Consider the following 17,902-nt stretch of genomic DNA (forward strand, 5'->3'; position numbering starts at 1 on the left):
ATAGGCTCCTGTCTTTTTATGTCATGATGATGCGGGGTGTTCGGAGACGCTCTTTGTTGAGAGCAGGCCATCGGCCCGGAACATACTCTTGATGCCCCTCACCGCCTGACGAATACGGTCGCTATTTTCGATTAAAGCAAAGCGCACATGGGTGTCACCGTAATCACCAAAGCCAATGCCCGGTGAAACACACACCTTCGCGTCCTGCAGCAGTTTTTTAGCAAACTCAAGCGATCCCATTGCCGCATACGGCTCCGGAATTTTCGCCCAGACGTACATGGACGCTTTCGGCATTTCCACCATCCAGCCCGCTTCATGTAACCCTTTTACCAGCACGTCGCGGCGGCGTTTATACTGGGCTGCAATGTCGTGAACGCATTGCTGATCGCCTTCAAGCGCCGCAATAGCGGCAACCTGTAGCGGCGTAAAGGTGCCGTAATCGTGATAGCTCTTGATTCGCGCCAGCGCACTCACCAGCGTTTTGTTACCCACCATAAAACCAATACGCCAGCCCGCCATGTTGTAGCTTTTCGACAGGGTAAAGAATTCTACCGCCACGTCACGCGCCCCCGGTACCTGCATGATTGAAGGCGCTTTCCAGCCGTCATAGACGATATCCGCATACGCCAAATCATGTACCACCAGCACGTCATAACGCTTAGCCAGGGCCACAACCTTCTCAAAGAAATCGAGCTCCACACACTGCGCCGTCGGGTTGGACGGGAAACCCAGGATCATCATCTTGGGTTTCGGATAGCTTTCGCGAATGGCGCGCTCCAGTTCGTTGAAGAAATCGACGCCTTCCACCAGCGGTACAGAACGTACCTGCGCCCCGGCTATCACCGCGCCGTAAATATGGATTGGGTAACTCGGATTGGGAACCAGTACCGTATCACCGTGATCCAGCGTGGCCAGCATCAGGTGCGCCAGCCCCTCTTTCGAGCCGATGGTCACAATGGCTTCACTTTCAGGATCGATATCAACCTGATAACGATCCTGATACCAGCGCGAGATCGCGCGGCGTAATCTGGGAATACCGCGCGAGGTTGAGTAGCCGTGCGTATCCGGACGCTGGGCAACCGTGCAGAGCTTCTCAACGATATGCGGTGGCGTTGGGCCGTCAGGGTTGCCCATGCTGAAATCAATGATGTCTTCGCCGCGCCGACGCGCAGCCATTTTCAGTTCAGCGGTGATATTGAAAACATAAGGGGGGAGACGATCGATACGCGTAAAACGGCGTTCAGGACTGAATTCAGCCATAGATTCCTCAGATTAACGTTAGCGCCCGGACCGTCCGAGCGACGCTGCCACTGATGTGACATGCTTAGAAAATAACCTGAAAAAAATCACGCTGTCGAGAGGGAAATGAAAAAAAAGAGAACCCCATGAAAACCGGAACACGGGTACGCCTTAAAGCGGAAGGAGGGGGACTCATATCGGCTTTCCGTTATCTATTGTTTAACACAATGATATCAAAATAGTTACCGGACGATGCGACAGCAGGAAAAGATCGGGAGGTATCAATCCTCATTCGATAATCCCCTTTCTAAAACAGGGTTTTTCCTCATTTGATAAACCTGACGGATAGCTGGTCAATATGCCCCAGGTTTTTTATCATGGTTCTTTCCCGTTTTCCCAGGTCTGCTCGTGCACGAAATATTCACTATGCTGCTGGCGGTTTTTGATCGCGCAGCATTAATGCTGATTTGCCTGTTCTTCCTTATTCGCATTCGCCTGTTTCGCGAGCTGTTGCATAAATCTGCTCACTCGCCGAAAGAGCTGCTGGCCGTCACCGCTATCTTTTCGCTCTTTGCGCTGTTCAGCACCTGGTCCGGCGTGCCGGTAGAGGGCTCGCTGGTTAACGTGCGGATTATCGCCGTCATGTCTGGCGGAATTTTGTTTGGTCCGTGGGTAGGTGTCATCACCGGCGTGATTGCCGGAACCCATCGCTACCTGATTGATATCGGCGGCGTCACGGCGGTACCGTGCTTTATCACCAGCATTATCGCCGGGGTACTATCCGGCTGGATCAGCCGTAAAATCCCGAAAAAGCAGCGCTGGCGCGCCGGGATCCTCGCGGGTATGGTGTGCGAAACGCTGACCATGATCCTGGTTGTCGTCTGGGCTCCCACGACCGCGCTGGGGCTGGATATCGTCTCGAAAATCGGTATCCCTATGATTCTGGGTAGCGTGTGCATCGGTTTTATCGTGCTGCTGGTGCAGAGTGTGGAAGGGGAAAAAGAGGCCAGTGCCGCTCGCCAGGCCAAGCTGGCGCTGGATATCGCCAACAAAACGCTGCCGCTTTTCCGCCACGTTAACGCGGAGTCGTTGCGTCAGGTCTGCGAGATTATTCGCCACGACATTCACGCGGATGCCGTCGCTATCACCAATATTGACCACGTGCTGGCTTACGTCGGCGTTGGCGAGCACAACTACCGCGACAATGATGACACGATAAGCCCGACCACCAGACAAGCGATTAACTACGGTAAAATCATTATTAAAAACAATGATGAAGCCCACCGAACGCCGGAGATCCACTCCATGCTGGTGATCCCGCTTTGGGAGAAAGGCGTGGTGACGGGCACGCTGAAAATTTATTACTGTCACGCGCACCAGATCACCTCAACGCTGCAGGAGATGGCGATAGGTCTGTCGCAGATCATCTCCACGCAGCTTGAGGTCTCACGGGCGGAACAGTTACGCGAGATGGCAAATAAGGCAGAGCTGCGCGCGCTGCAGAGCAAAATCAATCCCCATTTCCTGTTTAACGCGTTAAACGCCATCTCCTCTTCAATTCGTTTGAATCCGGACACCGCGCGCCAGCTGATTTTCAACCTGTCGCGTTATCTGCGCTACAACATTGAGTTGAAGGATGACGAGCAGATCGACATCAAAAAAGAGCTGTATCAGATTAAAGACTACATCGCGATCGAGCAGGCGCGCTTCGGCGACAAACTGACGGTCATTTACGATATTGATGAAGAGGTCAACTGCGTGATCCCGAGCCTGCTGATCCAGCCGCTGGTCGAAAACGCCATTGTTCACGGTATTCAGCCCTGTAAAGGCAAAGGTGTGGTCACCATTAGCATCACCGAAAGCGGCAACCGGGTGCGTATCGCCGTGCGCGATACCGGCCACGGGATTGACCCAAAAGTCATCGAGCGCGTGGAGTCTAATGAGATGCCGGGGAATAAAATCGGGCTGCTGAATGTGCATCACAGGGTCAAGCTGCTCTACGGCGATGGGCTGCATATTCACCGTCTTGAACCCGGCACTGAAATCGCTTTTTACGTCCCGAATGAACGCTCCCCTGTTCATGCGACGGCATCACTGTTACCTCAGGGTGAGTAATATGAAAGTCATTATCGTTGAAGATGAAATTCTGGCTCAACAGGAGCTCACCTGGCTCATCAAAACCCACAGTCAGATGGAGATTGTGGGTACCTTTGACGATGGGCTGGACGTGCTGAAATTTCTGCAGCATAACCGGGTCGACGCCATTTTTCTGGATATTAATATTCCTTCGCTGGACGGCGTCTTGCTGGCGCAAAACATCAATCAGTTTGCCCATAAGCCGTTTATTGTGTTCGTTACCGCCTGGAAAGAGCATGCCGTTGAGGCCTTCGAACTGGAGGCGTTTGACTATATTCTGAAACCTTACCAGGAGTCGCGGATTGTCAGCATGCTGCAAAAGCTGGAGGCCGCATGGCAGCAACAGAGCGCTCCGGTCACCGCCAGCCCGACGGTACGGGAAAACGACACCATTAATCTGGTCAAGGATGAACGCATCATCGTGACGCCAGTGAATGATATCTACTACGCCGAAGCGCATGAGAAGATGACGTTTGTCTATACGCGGCGGGAATCGTTTGTCATGGCGATGAACATTACCGAATTCTGCGGCAAGCTGCCGTCGGCCCACTTTTTCCGCTGCCACCGTTCGTTCTGCGTGAATTTAAATAAGATCCGCGAGATCGAGCCGTGGTTTAACAATACCTATATTTTGCGTCTCAAGGATCTGGATTTTCAGGTGCCGGTGAGCCGCAGCAAGGTGAAAGAGTTCCGTCAGCTGATGCACCTGTAAAACGCCCTCTCCCGGCGGAGAGGGCTTTGTGTCAGAGGATTTGCCCGAGAACCTGACGCAGATGGGCACCCGAACCCAGCAGGCCAGGGTTATCATGCACGATAAGATAAACAGGAATATCCTGCACGTAGCTTCTGAAGCGTCCTTTATCTTCAAACCCACCGCGGAAACCTGAAGCTTTAAAGAAGTCGAGGAAGCGCGGTACGATCCCGCCCGCAATATAGACCCCACCAAAGGTGCCCAGCGTTAGCGCCAGGTTGCCGCCGAAACGCCCCATGATGACGCAGAACAGCGACAGAGCACGACGGCAGTCGATGCAGCTGTCCGCCAGCGCGCGTTCGGTGACGTCTTTCGGCTGCAGGTTTTCCGGCAGACGTCCGTCCGATTTCACAATTGCACGGTACAGGTTCACCAGCCCGGGTCCAGACAGGACGCGCTCGGCAGAGACGTGACCGATCTCAGCACGTAACTCTTCGAGAATAATGCCCTCTTCTTCGCTGTTTGGCGCAAAGTCTACATGACCGCCCTCACCCGGCAGGCTTACCCAGCGCCGATCAACATGCACCAGATGCGAAACGCCCAGGCCCGTACCGGCACCGTAAACCGCAATCGGCTTTCCCTCGACCGATTCAGCGCCGCCGAACTGGATCAGATGCTCTGGCTTGAGCATCGGGATCGCCATAGACACGGCGGTGAAGTCATTGATGATTTCCAGATGCGCAAAACCGAGGTTCTTTTTCATCTCTGCAATAGAGAATGCCCAGGTATGGTTGGTCATGGCGACCCAGTCGCCAGTTATCGGGCAGGCAATGGCAATGCAGCCATCCTCGACGCTCACCTGATGTTCATCCAGATAGACGCGGACAACGGCCTCAAGGCTGGGATAATCCAACCCCGAGTAGGTTTTCGCCCGGGAAATTTCACCGCTACTTACATCGCATAATGCGAGGCGCGCGTTCGTGCCGCCCACATCACCTACCAAAGCATACTTTGTCATTCTTCTACTGCTCCGCTAAAGTCAGAATAAATCTTTGGGACACTGTAAATTCAAGGCGTGATAACAACAACGACTGGAAGGTGAATGCCCATGGATTATCGATCTTCGTCACAGAATAACTTTACCGTTTCAGCACCTTTTGCACTATTGCCATAAAGCTGATTGTGCAGAGTAACGTTATACCGTTTTGTACAAGGAAATCATCATGCTCCACCCGCGAGCCAGAACCATGCTGTTGCTGGCAATTCCGGCGCTCATCATTGGCGTGGCGTCAAGCCTGGTACTCATTGTCGTGATGAAAGTCGCGTCGGTGCTGCAAGCCCTGCTATGGACGGCGCTTCCGGCGAAACTGGGGATCACCGCTGATTCTTCAGCGTGGATCATTTTGATGCTGACGTTAACCGGTATTGCGGTAGGCCTGGTGATCCGATTCAGTCCCGGCCACGCCGGACCGGACCCGGCGCTGGAGCCGCTGATTGGCGCCCCGGTTCCGCCCTCTGCGCTGCCGGGGTTGATCATCGCGTTAATTGTGGGCCTGGCGGGCGGCGTCAGCCTCGGACCCGAGCATCCCATTATGGCGGTGAATATTGGTCTGGCGGTGTTCCTGGGCTCACGCATTTTACCGCGCGTGGGTGCGCTGGACTGGACGATCCTCGCCTCCGCAGGCACCATCGGGGCGCTTTTCGGCACGCCCGTCGCTGCCGCGCTGATTTTTTCACAGACGCTTACCAGCAATAATGATGTCCCGCTCTGGGACAAACTGTTTGCTCCCCTGATGGCCGCGGCGGCGGGCGCGCTAACAACCAGTCTGTTTTTCCATCCCCACTTCTCCCTCTCTCTGCCCCACTACGGAGAGATGCGAATAGCGGATATTTTCAGCGGTGCCATCGTCGTTGCAATTGCCATCGCGCTGGGGATGGTCGCGGTATGGTGTCTGCCACGCCTGCACCGGCTAATGCATAAACTCAAGCATCCGGTGTTGATTCTGGGCACAGGGGGATTGATCCTCGGTATTTTAGGCACCATCGGCGGGACGGTGACGCTGTTTAAAGGCCTGGACGAGATGCAGCAGCTGGCCTTCAGTCAGGTATTTAGCGTTTCCGACTATCTGCTGTTTGCCGTCATCAAACTGGCGGCGCTGGTCGTCGCGGCTGCGTGCGGTTTCCGCGGTGGACGCATTTTCCCGGCAGTCTTTGTCGGCGTGGCGCTGGGGCTGATGTTGCACGAACATGTGGATGCGGTTCCGGCGGCAATTACCGTCTCCTGCTCGATTCTGGGTCTGGTTCTGGTGGTGACGCGTGACGCATGGCTGAGCCTGTTTATGGCGGCGGTTGTGGTGCCGGATTCGACGCTGTTCCCGCTGCTCTGCATCGTGATGTTGCCCGCCTGGCTCCTGCTGGCGGGCAAACCGATGATGATGGCCTGGCGAAACGATAAGTAATCAGGCGCTGTTGCGCGCTTCCAGCGCTTTGGTGAGCGCGCTCAGCAGCGGCGGTATGTCGGATTTCGGCAGCATGACCTCGATCAGCGAAAGCCGCTCGTGGTGCGCCACTTTTTCCAGCACATCCACCAGCTCGCCCGCCTCACTCACCTGCCAGCACTCGGCCTGAGGCGCGAGACTCAGCGCCTGAGGAAGGTGCGTCCAGTTCCAGAGCGCAATATCATTATACCGTTGCTCTGGTCCATGGATGGCCCTTTCGACCGTGTACCCTTCGTTGTTCAGCACCAGAATGATCGGACGTTGTTTATCACGCAACATCGACCCGAGCTCCTGAATAGTCAGCTGCGCCGCGCCATCCCCCGTCAGCACTATCACACGCCGGTTCGGGCAAGCCGTTTGTGCGCCAAACGCTGCGGCCAGCGTGTAGCCGATCGACCCCCACAGCGGCTGGACGATAAAATTCACGTCAGCCGGAAGGCGCAGGTCAATGGCGCCGAAGGCCGAAGTTCCCTGATCGGCAAGGATGATGTCTCCTGGGCGAATAAACGTTTGCAACGTTTTCCAGAAATTCTCCTGGGTCAGCGCGCCCTCCGGCTGAGGGAAGCTCATTGCGCGATGGGAAGCTGGCGCAGGTTTATCATGCACATGCTGTTTGCACAGTTCCACCAGCGTTTCGATTGCCTGAAGCATCGGAATGCCGGTAAACCATACGTCACCGACGCGGGCAGCGTGAGGCTGAACTTCTATCGTTTGGGCCGGGGTTAGCTGATGGGTGAAACCGGCGGTGAGGGTATCGGTAAAACGGGTGCCGATGCACAGTACCGTATCCGCCCCTTCAATCGCCTCTTTTACCGGGCCTGCGCTTGCCGAGCCGCTGTATGTGCCGTAAAAACCGGCATGACGTTCGTCGAATATCCCTTTACCCATTAGCATCGTGGCGTGCGCCATCGGCACGTCCTTCACCCACTTCTGTAGCGCATGCTTGTGTCCATGGCGCAGAACAAGGAAATCAGCTAACAGCGCGGTGCGCTTGCTGGTTGCCAGTTTATTTTCCGCAGCATCCCGAAACGCTTTAAGGCAGGCACTGTCGGCATGGGCATGGTGAAGTGTGAGAGCGTTTACAGGAGGCGTGGCGGCTTTTTTTGCCACGTCGGCAGGTAACATCAAATAGCCGGGACGACGCTCCCGGAGCATGGTGGTCAGAACCCGGTCGATTTCATAGCAGGCGTTTTGTTCGGTCAGGATCGCCTGCGCGACGGTAATCGGCTCGCTCATATGATAAAAATGGCGGAACTCCCCATCACCCAGCGTATGGTGCAGCAGTTCCCCTCGTTGCTGTGACGCCGTCCCCGGCGCCCCGACAATATGCAATACCGGAACGTGCTCGGCATAGCTTCCCGCGATGCCATTCATGGCACTTAACTCGCCGACACCAAATGTTGTGAGCAGCGCGGCGAAGCCCTTACAGCGGGCATATCCGTCAGCAGCATATGATGCGTTTAATTCGTTGGCACAGCCCACCCAACAGATGTCGGGGCTGTCTATTACATGGTCGAGAAACTGCAGGTTATAGTCGCCCGGCACGCCAAACAGATGATCGGCTCCACAATCAGTAAGACGGTCCAGCAGGTAATCGGCGACGCAGTATGGGGTACGCATGAACAGGTATCCTTCTAATGTTGACCTCACTTTGAGTATTAGAGAAGCGTGATGGCTGTCCAGAATCAGCGGTAAGAAGGGTATGGAAAGAATGCTTTACAAAAAAGGCTGCGCTATGCTGCTTTTTTTCACGTTAATGTAAACGCATACACTGATTTTTCTCATCTGCGCACGAGGTCATAAAATGGGTTATCAGCCGGATAAAAATCGTTACCAGACAATGCAGTATCGTCGCTGCGGTCAAAGCGGGCTCAGGTTGCCCGTCATATCGCTGGGTCTGTGGCATAACTTTGGGGACGCCACGCGTCTCGAAAACAGCCGTCAACTTTTACAGCGCGCCTTCGACCTGGGTATTACGCATTTCGACCTTGCCAATAACTATGGTCCTCCACCGGGGTCGGCCGAGCGTAATTTTGGGCGTATTTTGCAGGAGGATTTTCTGCCCTGGCGCGACGAGCTGATTATCTCGACGAAAGCGGGATATACCATGTGGGAGGGCCCCTACGGCGACTGGGGATCGCGTAAATATCTGCTTGCAAGCCTGGATCAAAGCCTGAAACGCATGGGGCTGGAGTATGTCGATATCTTCTATCATCACCGTCCTGACCCGGAAACCCCGCTGATTGAAACCATGAAAGCGCTTGACCATCTGGTGCGCCAGGGAAAAGCGCTGTATGTCGGGTTATCCAACTATCCTGCAGAGCTGGCGCGAAAAGCGATTGATATCCTGAATGACCTTGGCACGCCCTGCCTGATCCACCAGCCGAAATACTCCATGTTTGAACGAGGACCGGAAGGGGGTTTACTGGCCGTGCTACAGGAAAAAGGCGTCGGCTGTATTCCCTTCTCGCCGCTGGCGGGAGGACAGCTCACCAACCGATATCTGAACGGTATTCCCGCAGACTCCCGTGCGGCAAGTGGCAGTCAGTTCCTCAACCCGGATCAGATCACCGAAGAGAAGCTGGAGAAAGTGCGTAAGCTCAATGCCCTGGCGGAAGACCGCGGCCAGAAGCTATCGCAGATGGCGCTGGCCTGGGTGTTGCGCCATGACGACGTGACGTCGGTGCTGATTGGGGCAAGTCAAGCGGCTCAAATTGATGACGCCGTTGGCATGCTGGAAAACCGCCATTTCTCCGCGGAAGAGCTGAACCTTATTGAAGAAATACTGAGTAGCTCAAAATAAAACCACTTTTAGCAAAAAGTGCTCTGAACCTGGAATTCGGAGTTGAGGCGATGAAACGAGGCTTTACCAACTCGTAATATTGCGTTAACAGGCCCCACAAAGGCCCCGATCGTGAAGGAGAAAGAGTATGTTCAGGTCACTGATTCTTGCAGCGGTATTACTGGCTTCCGCCCCGCTCATCGCCACTGCTGGCGAAATCACCCTGTTGCCATCAGTAAAATTACAAATTGGCGATCGTGACGACTACGGCAGATACTGGGACGGTGGCTACTGGCGCGACCGTGACTACTGGAACCGTCATTATGAATGGCGCGGTGACCGCTGGCGCAGGCACGATAATGGCCTGCATCGCGGCTGGTACAAAAACAACGCCTATGAACGCGGCTACCGCGAGGGCTGGAACGATCGTGACGACCGCCGCGGTGGCTGGGGTCACGGCCCAAAAGGACACGGTGGTCACGGCCACGGTCGTCATTAATGTAAAATGTAAAAAAGGAGCCTTTCGGCTCCTTTCTATTTTATAACCCCAGCGCTGTGCCAATCAACAGCCATAAATTTAGCGCCACAACCACTACTACAATTGCCCATCCTGTCCGTTTCACCAGCGTCGAGTTAACCAGATCGCCCATCAGGGCTGGATTGCTGGTAAAAATCAGCAGAGGAACCAGCGCCAGTGCGATACCAAAACTCAGCAGCACCTGACTCATCACCAGAATTCGCGTGGGATCAAGCCCCATCAGAATCACAACAAACGATGGCAGCATGGTGACGGAACGACGAACCCACAGGGGAATATGGAAACGCACAAATCCCTGCATCACCACTTGCCCCGCCAGCGTGCCCACCACCGTGGAAGAGAGACCGGCAGCCACCAGGCTCAAACCAAAAATCGTGGCAGCAGCATGGCTCAGTAACGGCTCCAGCGTGAGATACGCCTGGTCGAGATCGGCAATACCGGTATGACCGTTAAAGTGAAAAGCGGCGGCTGCGGTGGCCATCATCGCCAGGTTCACAAAACCCGCGATGGTCATGGCAATCGCCACATCCCATTTGGTTGCCGAATAACGTTCTTTACGCGTCCCACCGTGAAGATGCTGGGTCAGCGAAGAGTGCAGATAAATGACGTGTGGCATAATGGTCGCCCCAAGCACCCCGGCAGCCAGGAAGACGGCTTCCGACGTTGGCAGGCTGGGGATCACCATGCCTTTACCAAGCTGTACCAGGTTTGGCTGGGAGAATATCAGCTCGACAATATAGGCCGCCGCGACAAACAGCAGCAGCCCACCAATCACCTTTTCAAGCGGCTTTTGCCCCCGACGCTGTAACATCAGGATCAGGAAAGTGGCAATCCCGGTCAGGACCGCCCCTTGCAATAGCGATACGCCCAGAATCAGCTTAAAGCCGATCGCCGCACCGATAAATTCAGCGAGATCGGTTGCCATGGCGATGATTTCAGCCTGCACCCAGTAGAGCCAGACGGCCGGACGTGGGTAGTGGTCGCGGATTTGTTCTGCCAGGTTTTTGCCCGTAGCAATCCCCAGTTTTGCTGAGAGCATTTGAATCAGCATCGCCATCAGGTTCGCCCAGACGACCACCCACAGCAACTTATAGCCGAAGCTGGCCCCGGCCTGAATATTGGTCGCAAAATTACCCGGATCGATATAGCCAATGGCAGCAATGAACGCAGGTCCCATTAATGCGAACCGCAGCTTGCGCGCCGCTCTGCCACTGCTACCCTCTACGCGACTGTTAGTCATTATCTGCCTCTGGAAATATAGCCTTTGCTATGTTTAATGCTATCAAAATGAGAATGATTATCAAGATCATTTAAGTGGTTAAACATGATTTCTCTGATAGCTAAGAACGATAGATGGGCAGGTGGTGCGACATCACAGAATGTGAAAATGCGCAGTCATTTGTGAAGCGTAGCACACAAACTTAACTTTTCACTCATTTACCTAACATAACGAAAATGTATTGTGGATCACTATTTTTGAGACTCGTCACAGGATGTAACTATAGTGTGTCCTTGATCTCGTTTTCTTTTCGCTTGTTGCATAGAATGTGCACGAAAATTAAACCTGCCTCATATTTGGAGCAAATATGGACCGCGTCCTTCATTTTGTCCTGGCACTTGTTGTCGTTACTGCACTCGCATTGCTGGTCAGCACAGACCGCAAAAAAATTCGTATTCGTTATGTTGTCCAGCTGCTGGTCATTGAAGTTTTACTTGCGTGGTTCTTCCTGAACTCCAACGTAGGTCTCGGCTTCGTAAAAGGCTTCTCCGAAATGTTCGAAAAACTGCTCGGATTCGCCAACGAAGGGACCAACTTTGTCTTCGGTAAAATGAACGACGAAGGTCTGGCGTTCTTCTTCCTGAAGGTGCTGTGCCCCATCGTCTTCATCTCCGCGCTCATCGGTATTCTGCAGCACATCCGTGTTCTGCCGTTCGTGATTCGTGGAATTGGTTTCCTGTTATCCAAAGTCAACGGCATGGGCAAGCTGGAGTCTTTCAACGCCGTCAGTTCCCTGATCCTCGGTCAGTCTGAGAACTTCATCGCGTATAAAGATATTCTCGGCAAAATGTCGCGTAACCGCATGTACACCATGGCGGCAACCGCAATGTCTACCGTTTCCATGTCTATCGTGGGCGCGTATATGACCATGCTGGAGCCAAAATATGTTGTCGCTGCGCTGGTTCTGAACATGTTCAGCACCTTTATCGTGCTGTCGCTGATCAACCCATACCGCGTTGACGCCAGCGAAGAGAACATCCAGATGTCCAACCTGCACGAAGGCCAGAGCTTCTTCGAAATGCTGGGCGAGTACATTCTGGCCGGTTTCAAAGTGGCGGTTATCGTTGCCGCCATGCTGATCGGCTTCATTGCGCTGATCTCTGCGCTGAACGCCCTGTTCGCCGCGGTGCTGGGTATCTCCTTCCAGGGTATTCTGGGCTACATCTTCTATCCTGTTGCCTGGGTGATGGGTGTTCCGGCTCACGAAGCGCTGCAGGTGGGCAGTATCATGGCAACCAAACTGGTTTCTAACGAATTCGTTGCGATGATGGATCTGCAGAAAATTGCCAGCACGCTTTCTCCGCGCGCGGAAGGCATCCTGTCCGTGTTCCTGGTCTCCTTCGCGAACTTCTCATCCATCGGTATTATCGCCGGGGCGATTAAAGGCCTGAACGAAGAACAGGGTAACGTGGTTTCACGCTTTGGCCTGAAACTGGTGTATGGCTCCACTCTGGTGAGCGTTCTGTCCGCGTCCATCGCAGCGCTGGTCCTGTAACGTTTACTGCAAAACAAAAAACCGGGAGCAAGCTCCCGGTTTTTTTATGCCCGAATTTCTTCCAGCGGTTTGGGTTTACCTATCAGGTAGCCCTGCAGGTAATCCACGCCGAAGCGAAGCAACATCTCCCGTTGTGCGGGTGTTTCGACATACTCCGCCACCACACATAGCGATTTCGTCTTCGCCAGATTACACATCGACTGGACGATCATCGCATCCATGTCATCAGTACAAATGTCTTTAACAAAGCAGCCGTCAATTTTGATGATATCCGCCTGCAGACGTCTGAGACGCTCGTAGTTAGCGTAGCCTGTACCAAAATCATCAATAGCAATCCGGAATCCACAATCCCGCAGTTGCTGAATATTATTGATGCTGCAACCTGAATTGGAGAAAGCCTGCTCTTCGGTGATCTCAATGACCACGGTTTGAGGGGCAACGCCGTATCGTTCAAACAGCGCACAAATCTCGGTCGCCACCTCTTTTTGCATCAGCGTGAGCGGCATCAGATTGACGGAGAAACGGGCCCCAGGCTGCGTCGCTGGATGATCGCGCAGCCACAGCAGTAATTTTTCCATAACGCACATATCAAACCGGTGGCTAAGGTTGAACTGGGCAATCAGCGGAATAAAGCGATCAGGGGTGATGATTTCGCCCTCGCTCTCCATACGCGTCAGAATTTCGTAGTAACCGCTACCGTCTGCCTTCTGGATCGGTTGCGCGTATAAATGGAACTGACCCGCCTCCAGGGCATGCTTAATCCGCGCTAACATCAGGACGCGCTCTGTTGTTTGTCCTGATGCAGCCTCCAGGCTATTCGTCAGCGCAAGTACGTTCTGTCCTGCACAAGATTGCTCAGCCAGCCAGCTTAGTTGCCCCAGCGTGTGATGCAATTTTTCACCGTTTTCGACCATCCCCCAGGAGGCACCAAACTCAATATCCAGCCCGGTGTTGTTCCAGAAAATTTTCCGGCTGTTCAACCGATCAACCATATGCTGGAGACGCTCAGCAATTTCCGGCCCCAGCAAGACCACCACCAGCTCGCTTCCGGGCAACTGGAAGAGCATCTCGTCCTTTTGCAGAAGGGGCTGCAGCGACGAGGCGATCGTGCGTTTGCAGTGGACCCGCATCAGGATCCCGTAATGGCGGCTCAAAAATTCCAGGTTATCCATGCGCAGAATGCACACTTTGGCATCCTGGTGAATCTCAAGATACTCCTCCAGCGCACGGATATTGGGCAAACCGGTCAGCGGATCGGTCAGCGCTCTGCCCTGCCATCCCCGCTTCAGCCACTCGCTACGCTGGTAAATCCGCGACATGTAAAGCAAGCAGATGGCAAACGAGATCAGCACGGACAGGATAAAGGAGAGTGAATGGCCCGACTCCACACCATTCAGGAAGTTATAGTTGTAGGTCAACAGCAGAAGCGCTGAAGCAGCCCAAAGCAGAGAGATAAGTGCATAGGTCAGGCGACTTATCGCTAAGGTAAAGAGAATAAAAATCAGCGGCATTAAATAGCCCGCAATAACAGGGGATTCAAAAGGGCCACATAAAACAGCGAGAATGAAGCCTAGAAGCATGAGCCAGACAAATATAAACAATGAATTCTTATGGAAAAAAATGGGCTTCACGCTTCGTCGCCAGAAGGTGATGGCATAACGAGGATTAATAATCATTCTTAACGGGTAATAGAACATCATGGTAAAAATCAGCGCCGCGCCTATCAGACTTTGAATATCCACGACGTTATAAATTACCGTCCCTTCACCGAAGAAGGTGGAGATAGTTACCGGGAAATCAAACAAATAGCCCGCTAAATACATCGACATTTTAATGCCGAGTGGCACAATAAAACCGAGCCAGAATATCCGTAATCCAATGTGCTTGTTAGGAATGCAGTAGCGCCAGCGCCTGCCCAGCATGAGGCGCAACAGGCCGCACGCCGCGAACAACGCAAAGGTCTGACAAAACAGCAATACTGAATATTGTAGCGGTGCTAAATTAATATAGAATAAATTAGTGACAGTAAAACCTAACAGAATGGGAAGAATTGCCCGACGACCAAATAACAGAATTACCGCCAGCATAACGCTCAGGGGTAACCACGCTAAATAAACGTCGTGACCATTCACAATCGCGCGCGGGGAGAGATAACGGGAGAAAGGAACCGCAATCAGGCATATCGCCAGGGCAATTATAAATATCTTTACATTATTGTACGTTTTTCTATTCATTAAGCTGATGCGATTATTATCCGTTCATATCATTGACCGGATGGATAATAGGTTTATTAATTGTGCGAATCAAGTTGAAGTCTATTTATGGACAGGTTTATTGATTTCGATTGAGGTCAGGTACAGGAATACCTTCTTTTTGATAACAAAATGCGGTGGTGAACGTTACAAACAGATAAAAAAAACCCTCGTCTTTTGACGAGGGTTTAAAATTTTGGTGGAGCTAAGCGGGATCGAACCGCTGACCTCTTGCATGCCATGCAAGCGCTCTCCCAGCTGAGCTATAGCCCCACATGTGACTTTACTGACCGCACTCTGTTGGGTTCAGAGTTTGGTGGAGCTAAGCGGGATCGAACCGCTGACCTCTTGCATGCCATGCAAGCGCTCTCCCAGCTGAGCTATAGCCCCATCGTAAAGCTGTCATGTTGACGGGCGGCATAATATGAATTCCGCCGCGGAGTGTCAACGGCAAATTCATTGACCGTGATTCAATCGCCGAAAATTCATGCAAATGAATCACTTTGCGAGCCTGCTCGCAGTCATGAGTTAAGCCTGTCACGTTTTCACGTTAAACGGTGCTATAAAATGAGCCGTTAATTAACCCCACGAATATTCAGGAAATTGTATGATCAAGGAACGAATGACGCCGGAAGAGTTAGCCCTGCTCACCGGCTATAGCCGACAGACCATCAATAAATGGGTACGCAAAGAGGGTTGGATAACGTCACCAAAACCAGGCGTCCAGGGGGGCAAAGCACGCCTGGTACATGTGAATGAAAAGGTGCGTGACTTTATCCGCAGCGCGCGACGGGCAACGGAGACATCCGCAATGCCTGACGGCGTCAGCAATGAGCGTTCGCTTCATACCCTCCTCCTGACGCTGGCAAATGAAATGACGCCAGAAGAGCAGAAGCAGATGACATCACTGTTACTGCGGGAAGGGATTACCGGTTTGTTACAACGTCTAGGAATTCGCGACCAGAATTAATATGAAAAGATTACGTAGCAAAATGACCACGGAAGAGCTGGCGGAGAGTTTAGGCGTTGCCAGGCAAACGGTGAATCGCTGGATACGCCAGCAGGGATGGGAGACCGAAGGTCTCAATGGTGTGAAAGGCGGTCGGGCGAGGCTCATACACGTCGATGCGCGCGTGAAGGAACATATCATGCGCCTCCCGGCTATCCGAAACCGTCAGGCAGTATACCACCTGGCAGAGACAACAGCGCCATACATTGTCCCCTCCTCTACTCTGCGACCGGATATCATTGCGACGCTGGAAAACCTGACGCCGTCTGAACAGGAACGTCTGGATGCATTCCTGAAGCGCGAAGGGTTACGCGGCTTTCTTACCCGTCTGAATCTGGCTGAATATACGGCATAAAAAAACGGCAGGTCCCCCTGCCGTTCTGCCAGACTAAAATGTGATTACTGCTGGTTTTCACGTGCCGCAATAAAGTCCAGCGCTTTGTTAATACGCGCCACGCTGCGTGATTTACCAATTGCATGCACGGTCACATCCAGTGCCGGGGACTGGCCCGCACCGGTCACCGCAACACGCAGCGGCATACCGACTTTACCCATACCAACTTCCAGCTCGTCCGCCGTCGCCTGAATAGCGTGATGCACGTTCTCTGCGGTCCAGTCAGCGATCGCAGTCAGCTTGTCTCGCACCAATTCCAGCGGCTGACGCGCAACCGGGCGGAGGTGTTTCTTCGCCGCATCCGCGTCAAACTCATCAAACTCTTCATAGAAGTAGCGGCAGCTTTCAGCCATTTCTTTCAGCGTTTTGCAGCGCTCGCCGAGCAGTTTCACCAGGTCCGCCAGTTCAGGGCCTGTACGGGTATCAATATTTGCCTGCTCAATGTGCCACTGAAGGTAAGTCGCCACGTATTCTGGCGGCATGGTATTGATGTAATGATGGTTCAGCCACTGCAGCTTATCGGTATTAAATGCGCTCGCTGATTTGCTCACTGAGCTCAGAGAAAAGAGTTCGATCATCTCTTCGCGGCTGAAGATCTCCTGGTCGCCGTGGGCCCAGCCCAGACGCACCAGATAGTTCAGCAGCGCTTCCGGCAAATAACCGTCATTGCGATACTGCATAACGCTGACCGCGCCGTGACGTTTAGACAGTTTTTTCCCGTCATCGCCGTTGATCATGGAAACGTGTGCATAGACAGGCACAGGGGCGTTCAGCGCTTTCAGAATGTTGATCTGGCGCGGCGTGTTGTTGATATGGTCTTCACCACGGACAACGTGGGTAATTTCCATATCCCAGTCGTCAACCACAACGCAGAAGTTATAGGTTGGGGAACCATCGGTGCGGCGGATGATCAGATCGTCCAGCTCCTGGTTGCTGAATTCGATCGGGCCACGGATCTGGTCGTCAAAGATCACCGAGCCATCCTGCGGGTTAGCAAAACGCACCACGCACGGTTCATCAGCAGCATGCTCGCTATGGTCATGGCGGCAGCGGCCGTCATAACGCGGCTTTTCACCGTTTGCCATCTGCTCTTCACGCAGCGCATCAAGACGCTCTTTGGAGCAGTAGCATTTATACGCCGTGCCCGCGACCAGCATCTCATCAATAACTGCGTTATAGCGGTCAAAACGTTTGGTCTGGAAATACGGGCCTTCATCCCACTCCAGGTTCAGCCAGTTCATCCCATCCATAATGGCTTCAATTGCTTCCGGCGTGGAGCGCTCAAGATCGGTGTCTTCAATACGCAGCACGAACTCACCTTTGTTGTGGCGTGCAAAAAGCCAGGAATAGAGAGCAGTACGAGCACCACCGACGTGCAGATAGCCTGTCGGGCTCGGCGCGAAGCGAGTTTTGATTTTCATGAAATGGCCTTACGTTATAAAGATGCCGGCAATCGGCAAATCCCGGGGAAAAAACAATGGGCAATATTCTATCACTGTGGGGGGATTCCTCAATGTTCATCCCTTTATCATGAGCGAGTTTGCTGTTTTTGTTTAGAAATCATGCGCCACCGCCCGTTTTGCGATCGT

Annotated in this window: 14 protein-coding genes and 2 tRNA genes; 8 read left to right on the forward strand and 8 right to left on the reverse strand. The window is 53.2% G+C overall.

Annotated elements, in window-relative coordinates:
• Positions 1-21 precede the first annotated feature (21 nt).
• Positions 22-1,260, reverse strand: a complete 1,239-nt coding sequence (alaC, locus tag ACOTYN_RS19210) for an alanine transaminase (protein WP_014884716.1) — start codon at positions 1,258-1,260, stop codon at positions 22-24.
• Positions 1,261-1,647: 387 nt separating this feature from the next.
• On the opposite strand from alaC, the gene ACOTYN_RS19215 reads away from it, so the two are divergent.
• Together ACOTYN_RS19215 and ACOTYN_RS19220 are read left to right on the forward strand one after the other, a co-directional pair.
• Entirely contained in the window at positions 1,648-3,354 is a 1,707-nt protein-coding gene (locus tag ACOTYN_RS19215) for a sensor histidine kinase (RefSeq protein WP_014884717.1), read from the forward strand.
• A 1-nt stretch (position 3,355) separates the two neighbouring features.
• The gene (locus ACOTYN_RS19220; protein WP_023338608.1) at positions 3,356-4,087 is read left to right on the forward strand and encodes a LytR/AlgR family response regulator transcription factor; all 732 of its coding nucleotides are present in this window, start codon (positions 3,356-3,358) and stop codon (positions 4,085-4,087) included.
• Positions 4,088-4,118: 31 nt separating this feature from the next.
• On the opposite strand, the gene glk is transcribed toward ACOTYN_RS19220, so the two are convergent.
• The gene (gene glk, locus ACOTYN_RS19225; RefSeq protein ID WP_071921989.1) at positions 4,119-5,084 is read right to left on the reverse strand and encodes a glucokinase; all 966 of its coding nucleotides are present in this window, start codon (positions 5,082-5,084) and stop codon (positions 4,119-4,121) included.
• 205 nt (positions 5,085-5,289) lie between these two features.
• On the opposite strand from glk, the gene ACOTYN_RS19230 reads away from it, so the two are divergent.
• Positions 5,290-6,525 (forward strand): ion channel protein, encoded by a 1,236-nt coding sequence (locus ACOTYN_RS19230; RefSeq protein WP_023338609.1) that lies wholly within the window; start codon positions 5,290-5,292, stop codon positions 6,523-6,525.
• On the opposite strand, the gene ipdC is transcribed toward ACOTYN_RS19230, so the two are convergent.
• Complete coding sequence (gene ipdC, locus ACOTYN_RS19235; RefSeq protein ID WP_014884721.1) at positions 6,526-8,184, reverse strand: indolepyruvate decarboxylase; 1,659 nt, start codon at positions 8,182-8,184, stop codon at positions 6,526-6,528. It abuts the gene before it with no gap.
• A 184-nt stretch (positions 8,185-8,368) separates the two neighbouring features.
• On the opposite strand from ipdC, the gene mgrA reads away from it, so the two are divergent.
• Positions 8,369-9,367, forward strand: a complete 999-nt coding sequence (gene mgrA, locus ACOTYN_RS19240) for an L-glyceraldehyde 3-phosphate reductase (RefSeq protein WP_332958509.1) — start codon at positions 8,369-8,371, stop codon at positions 9,365-9,367.
• Positions 9,368-9,494: 127 nt separating this feature from the next.
• Entirely contained in the window at positions 9,495-9,845 is a 351-nt protein-coding gene (locus ACOTYN_RS19245; RefSeq protein ID WP_014884723.1) for a DUF2502 domain-containing protein, read from the forward strand.
• Between the two features lie 40 nt (positions 9,846-9,885).
• On the opposite strand, the gene ACOTYN_RS19250 is transcribed toward ACOTYN_RS19245, so the two are convergent.
• Positions 9,886-11,124 (reverse strand): Nramp family divalent metal transporter, encoded by a 1,239-nt coding sequence (locus ACOTYN_RS19250; RefSeq protein ID WP_014884724.1) that lies wholly within the window; start codon positions 11,122-11,124, stop codon positions 9,886-9,888.
• A gap of 346 nt (positions 11,125-11,470) precedes the next feature.
• Between ACOTYN_RS19250 and ACOTYN_RS19255 the strand changes: the two genes are divergently transcribed.
• Positions 11,471-12,658, forward strand: a complete 1,188-nt coding sequence (locus tag ACOTYN_RS19255) for a NupC/NupG family nucleoside CNT transporter (RefSeq protein ID WP_014884725.1) — start codon at positions 11,471-11,473, stop codon at positions 12,656-12,658.
• 44 nt (positions 12,659-12,702) lie between these two features.
• Here the strand turns inward: ACOTYN_RS19255 and ACOTYN_RS19260 are convergent, their stop codons facing one another.
• The 3 genes from ACOTYN_RS19260 to ACOTYN_RS19270 all read right to left on the reverse strand — a co-directional run bounded on the left by ACOTYN_RS19260 (position 12,703) and on the right by ACOTYN_RS19270 (position 15,300).
• A complete protein-coding gene (locus tag ACOTYN_RS19260) occupies positions 12,703-14,892 on the reverse strand; it encodes a sensor domain-containing phosphodiesterase (RefSeq protein ID WP_032635939.1) in 2,190 nt (729 codons plus the stop codon).
• 215 nt (positions 14,893-15,107) lie between these two features.
• A tRNA-Ala gene (locus ACOTYN_RS19265) sits at positions 15,108-15,183 on the reverse strand.
• A gap of 41 nt (positions 15,184-15,224) precedes the next feature.
• Positions 15,225-15,300 (reverse strand) — tRNA-Ala (locus ACOTYN_RS19270).
• A gap of 217 nt (positions 15,301-15,517) precedes the next feature.
• On the opposite strand from ACOTYN_RS19270, the gene ACOTYN_RS19275 reads away from it, so the two are divergent.
• Both ACOTYN_RS19275 and ACOTYN_RS19280 read left to right on the forward strand, forming a co-directional pair.
• Positions 15,518-15,880, forward strand: coding sequence for a YfeC-like transcriptional regulator (locus ACOTYN_RS19275; protein ID WP_023338614.1), 363 nt, complete (start codon positions 15,518-15,520; stop codon positions 15,878-15,880).
• Position 15,881: 1 nt separating this feature from the next.
• The gene (locus tag ACOTYN_RS19280; RefSeq protein WP_032629138.1) at positions 15,882-16,274 is read left to right on the forward strand and encodes a YfeC-like transcriptional regulator; all 393 of its coding nucleotides are present in this window, start codon (positions 15,882-15,884) and stop codon (positions 16,272-16,274) included.
• A 44-nt stretch (positions 16,275-16,318) separates the two neighbouring features.
• Here ACOTYN_RS19280 and gltX read toward each other — a convergent pair whose 3' ends face one another.
• Positions 16,319-17,734, reverse strand: coding sequence for a glutamate--tRNA ligase (gene gltX, locus ACOTYN_RS19285; protein WP_332958512.1), 1,416 nt, complete (start codon positions 17,732-17,734; stop codon positions 16,319-16,321).
• Between the last annotated feature and the right edge of the window lie 168 nt (positions 17,735-17,902).

Source organism: Enterobacter cloacae complex sp. IR5458 (genome assembly GCF_049238025.1).
GTDB classification, from domain to species: domain Bacteria; phylum Pseudomonadota; class Gammaproteobacteria; order Enterobacterales; family Enterobacteriaceae; genus Enterobacter; species Enterobacter kobei.

Coding starts and splice junctions, on each gene's coding strand:
- ACOTYN_RS19220 (WP_023338608.1), top strand. CDS start 3,356: ATGAAAGTCATTATCGTTGAAGATGAAATTCTGGCTCAACAGGAGCTC.
- ACOTYN_RS19245 (WP_014884723.1), top strand. CDS start 9,495: ATGTTCAGGTCACTGATTCTTGCAGCGGTATTACTGGCTTCCGCCCCG.
- alaC (WP_014884716.1), bottom strand. CDS start 1,260: ATGGCTGAATTCAGTCCTGAACGCCGTTTTACGCGTATCGATCGTCTC.
- ACOTYN_RS19280 (WP_032629138.1), top strand. CDS start 15,882: ATGAAAAGATTACGTAGCAAAATGACCACGGAAGAGCTGGCGGAGAGT.
- ACOTYN_RS19260 (WP_032635939.1), bottom strand. CDS start 14,892: ATGAATAGAAAAACGTACAATAATGTAAAGATATTTATAATTGCCCTG.
- mgrA (WP_332958509.1), top strand. CDS start 8,369: ATGGGTTATCAGCCGGATAAAAATCGTTACCAGACAATGCAGTATCGT.
- ACOTYN_RS19275 (WP_023338614.1), top strand. CDS start 15,518: ATGATCAAGGAACGAATGACGCCGGAAGAGTTAGCCCTGCTCACCGGC.
- ipdC (WP_014884721.1), bottom strand. CDS start 8,184: ATGCGTACCCCATACTGCGTCGCCGATTACCTGCTGGACCGTCTTACT.
- glk (WP_071921989.1), bottom strand. CDS start 5,084: ATGACAAAGTATGCTTTGGTAGGTGATGTGGGCGGCACGAACGCGCGC.
- ACOTYN_RS19250 (WP_014884724.1), bottom strand. CDS start 11,124: ATGACTAACAGTCGCGTAGAGGGTAGCAGTGGCAGAGCGGCGCGCAAG.
- ACOTYN_RS19255 (WP_014884725.1), top strand. CDS start 11,471: ATGGACCGCGTCCTTCATTTTGTCCTGGCACTTGTTGTCGTTACTGCA.
- gltX (WP_332958512.1), bottom strand. CDS start 17,734: ATGAAAATCAAAACTCGCTTCGCGCCGAGCCCGACAGGCTATCTGCAC.
- ACOTYN_RS19230 (WP_023338609.1), top strand. CDS start 5,290: ATGCTCCACCCGCGAGCCAGAACCATGCTGTTGCTGGCAATTCCGGCG.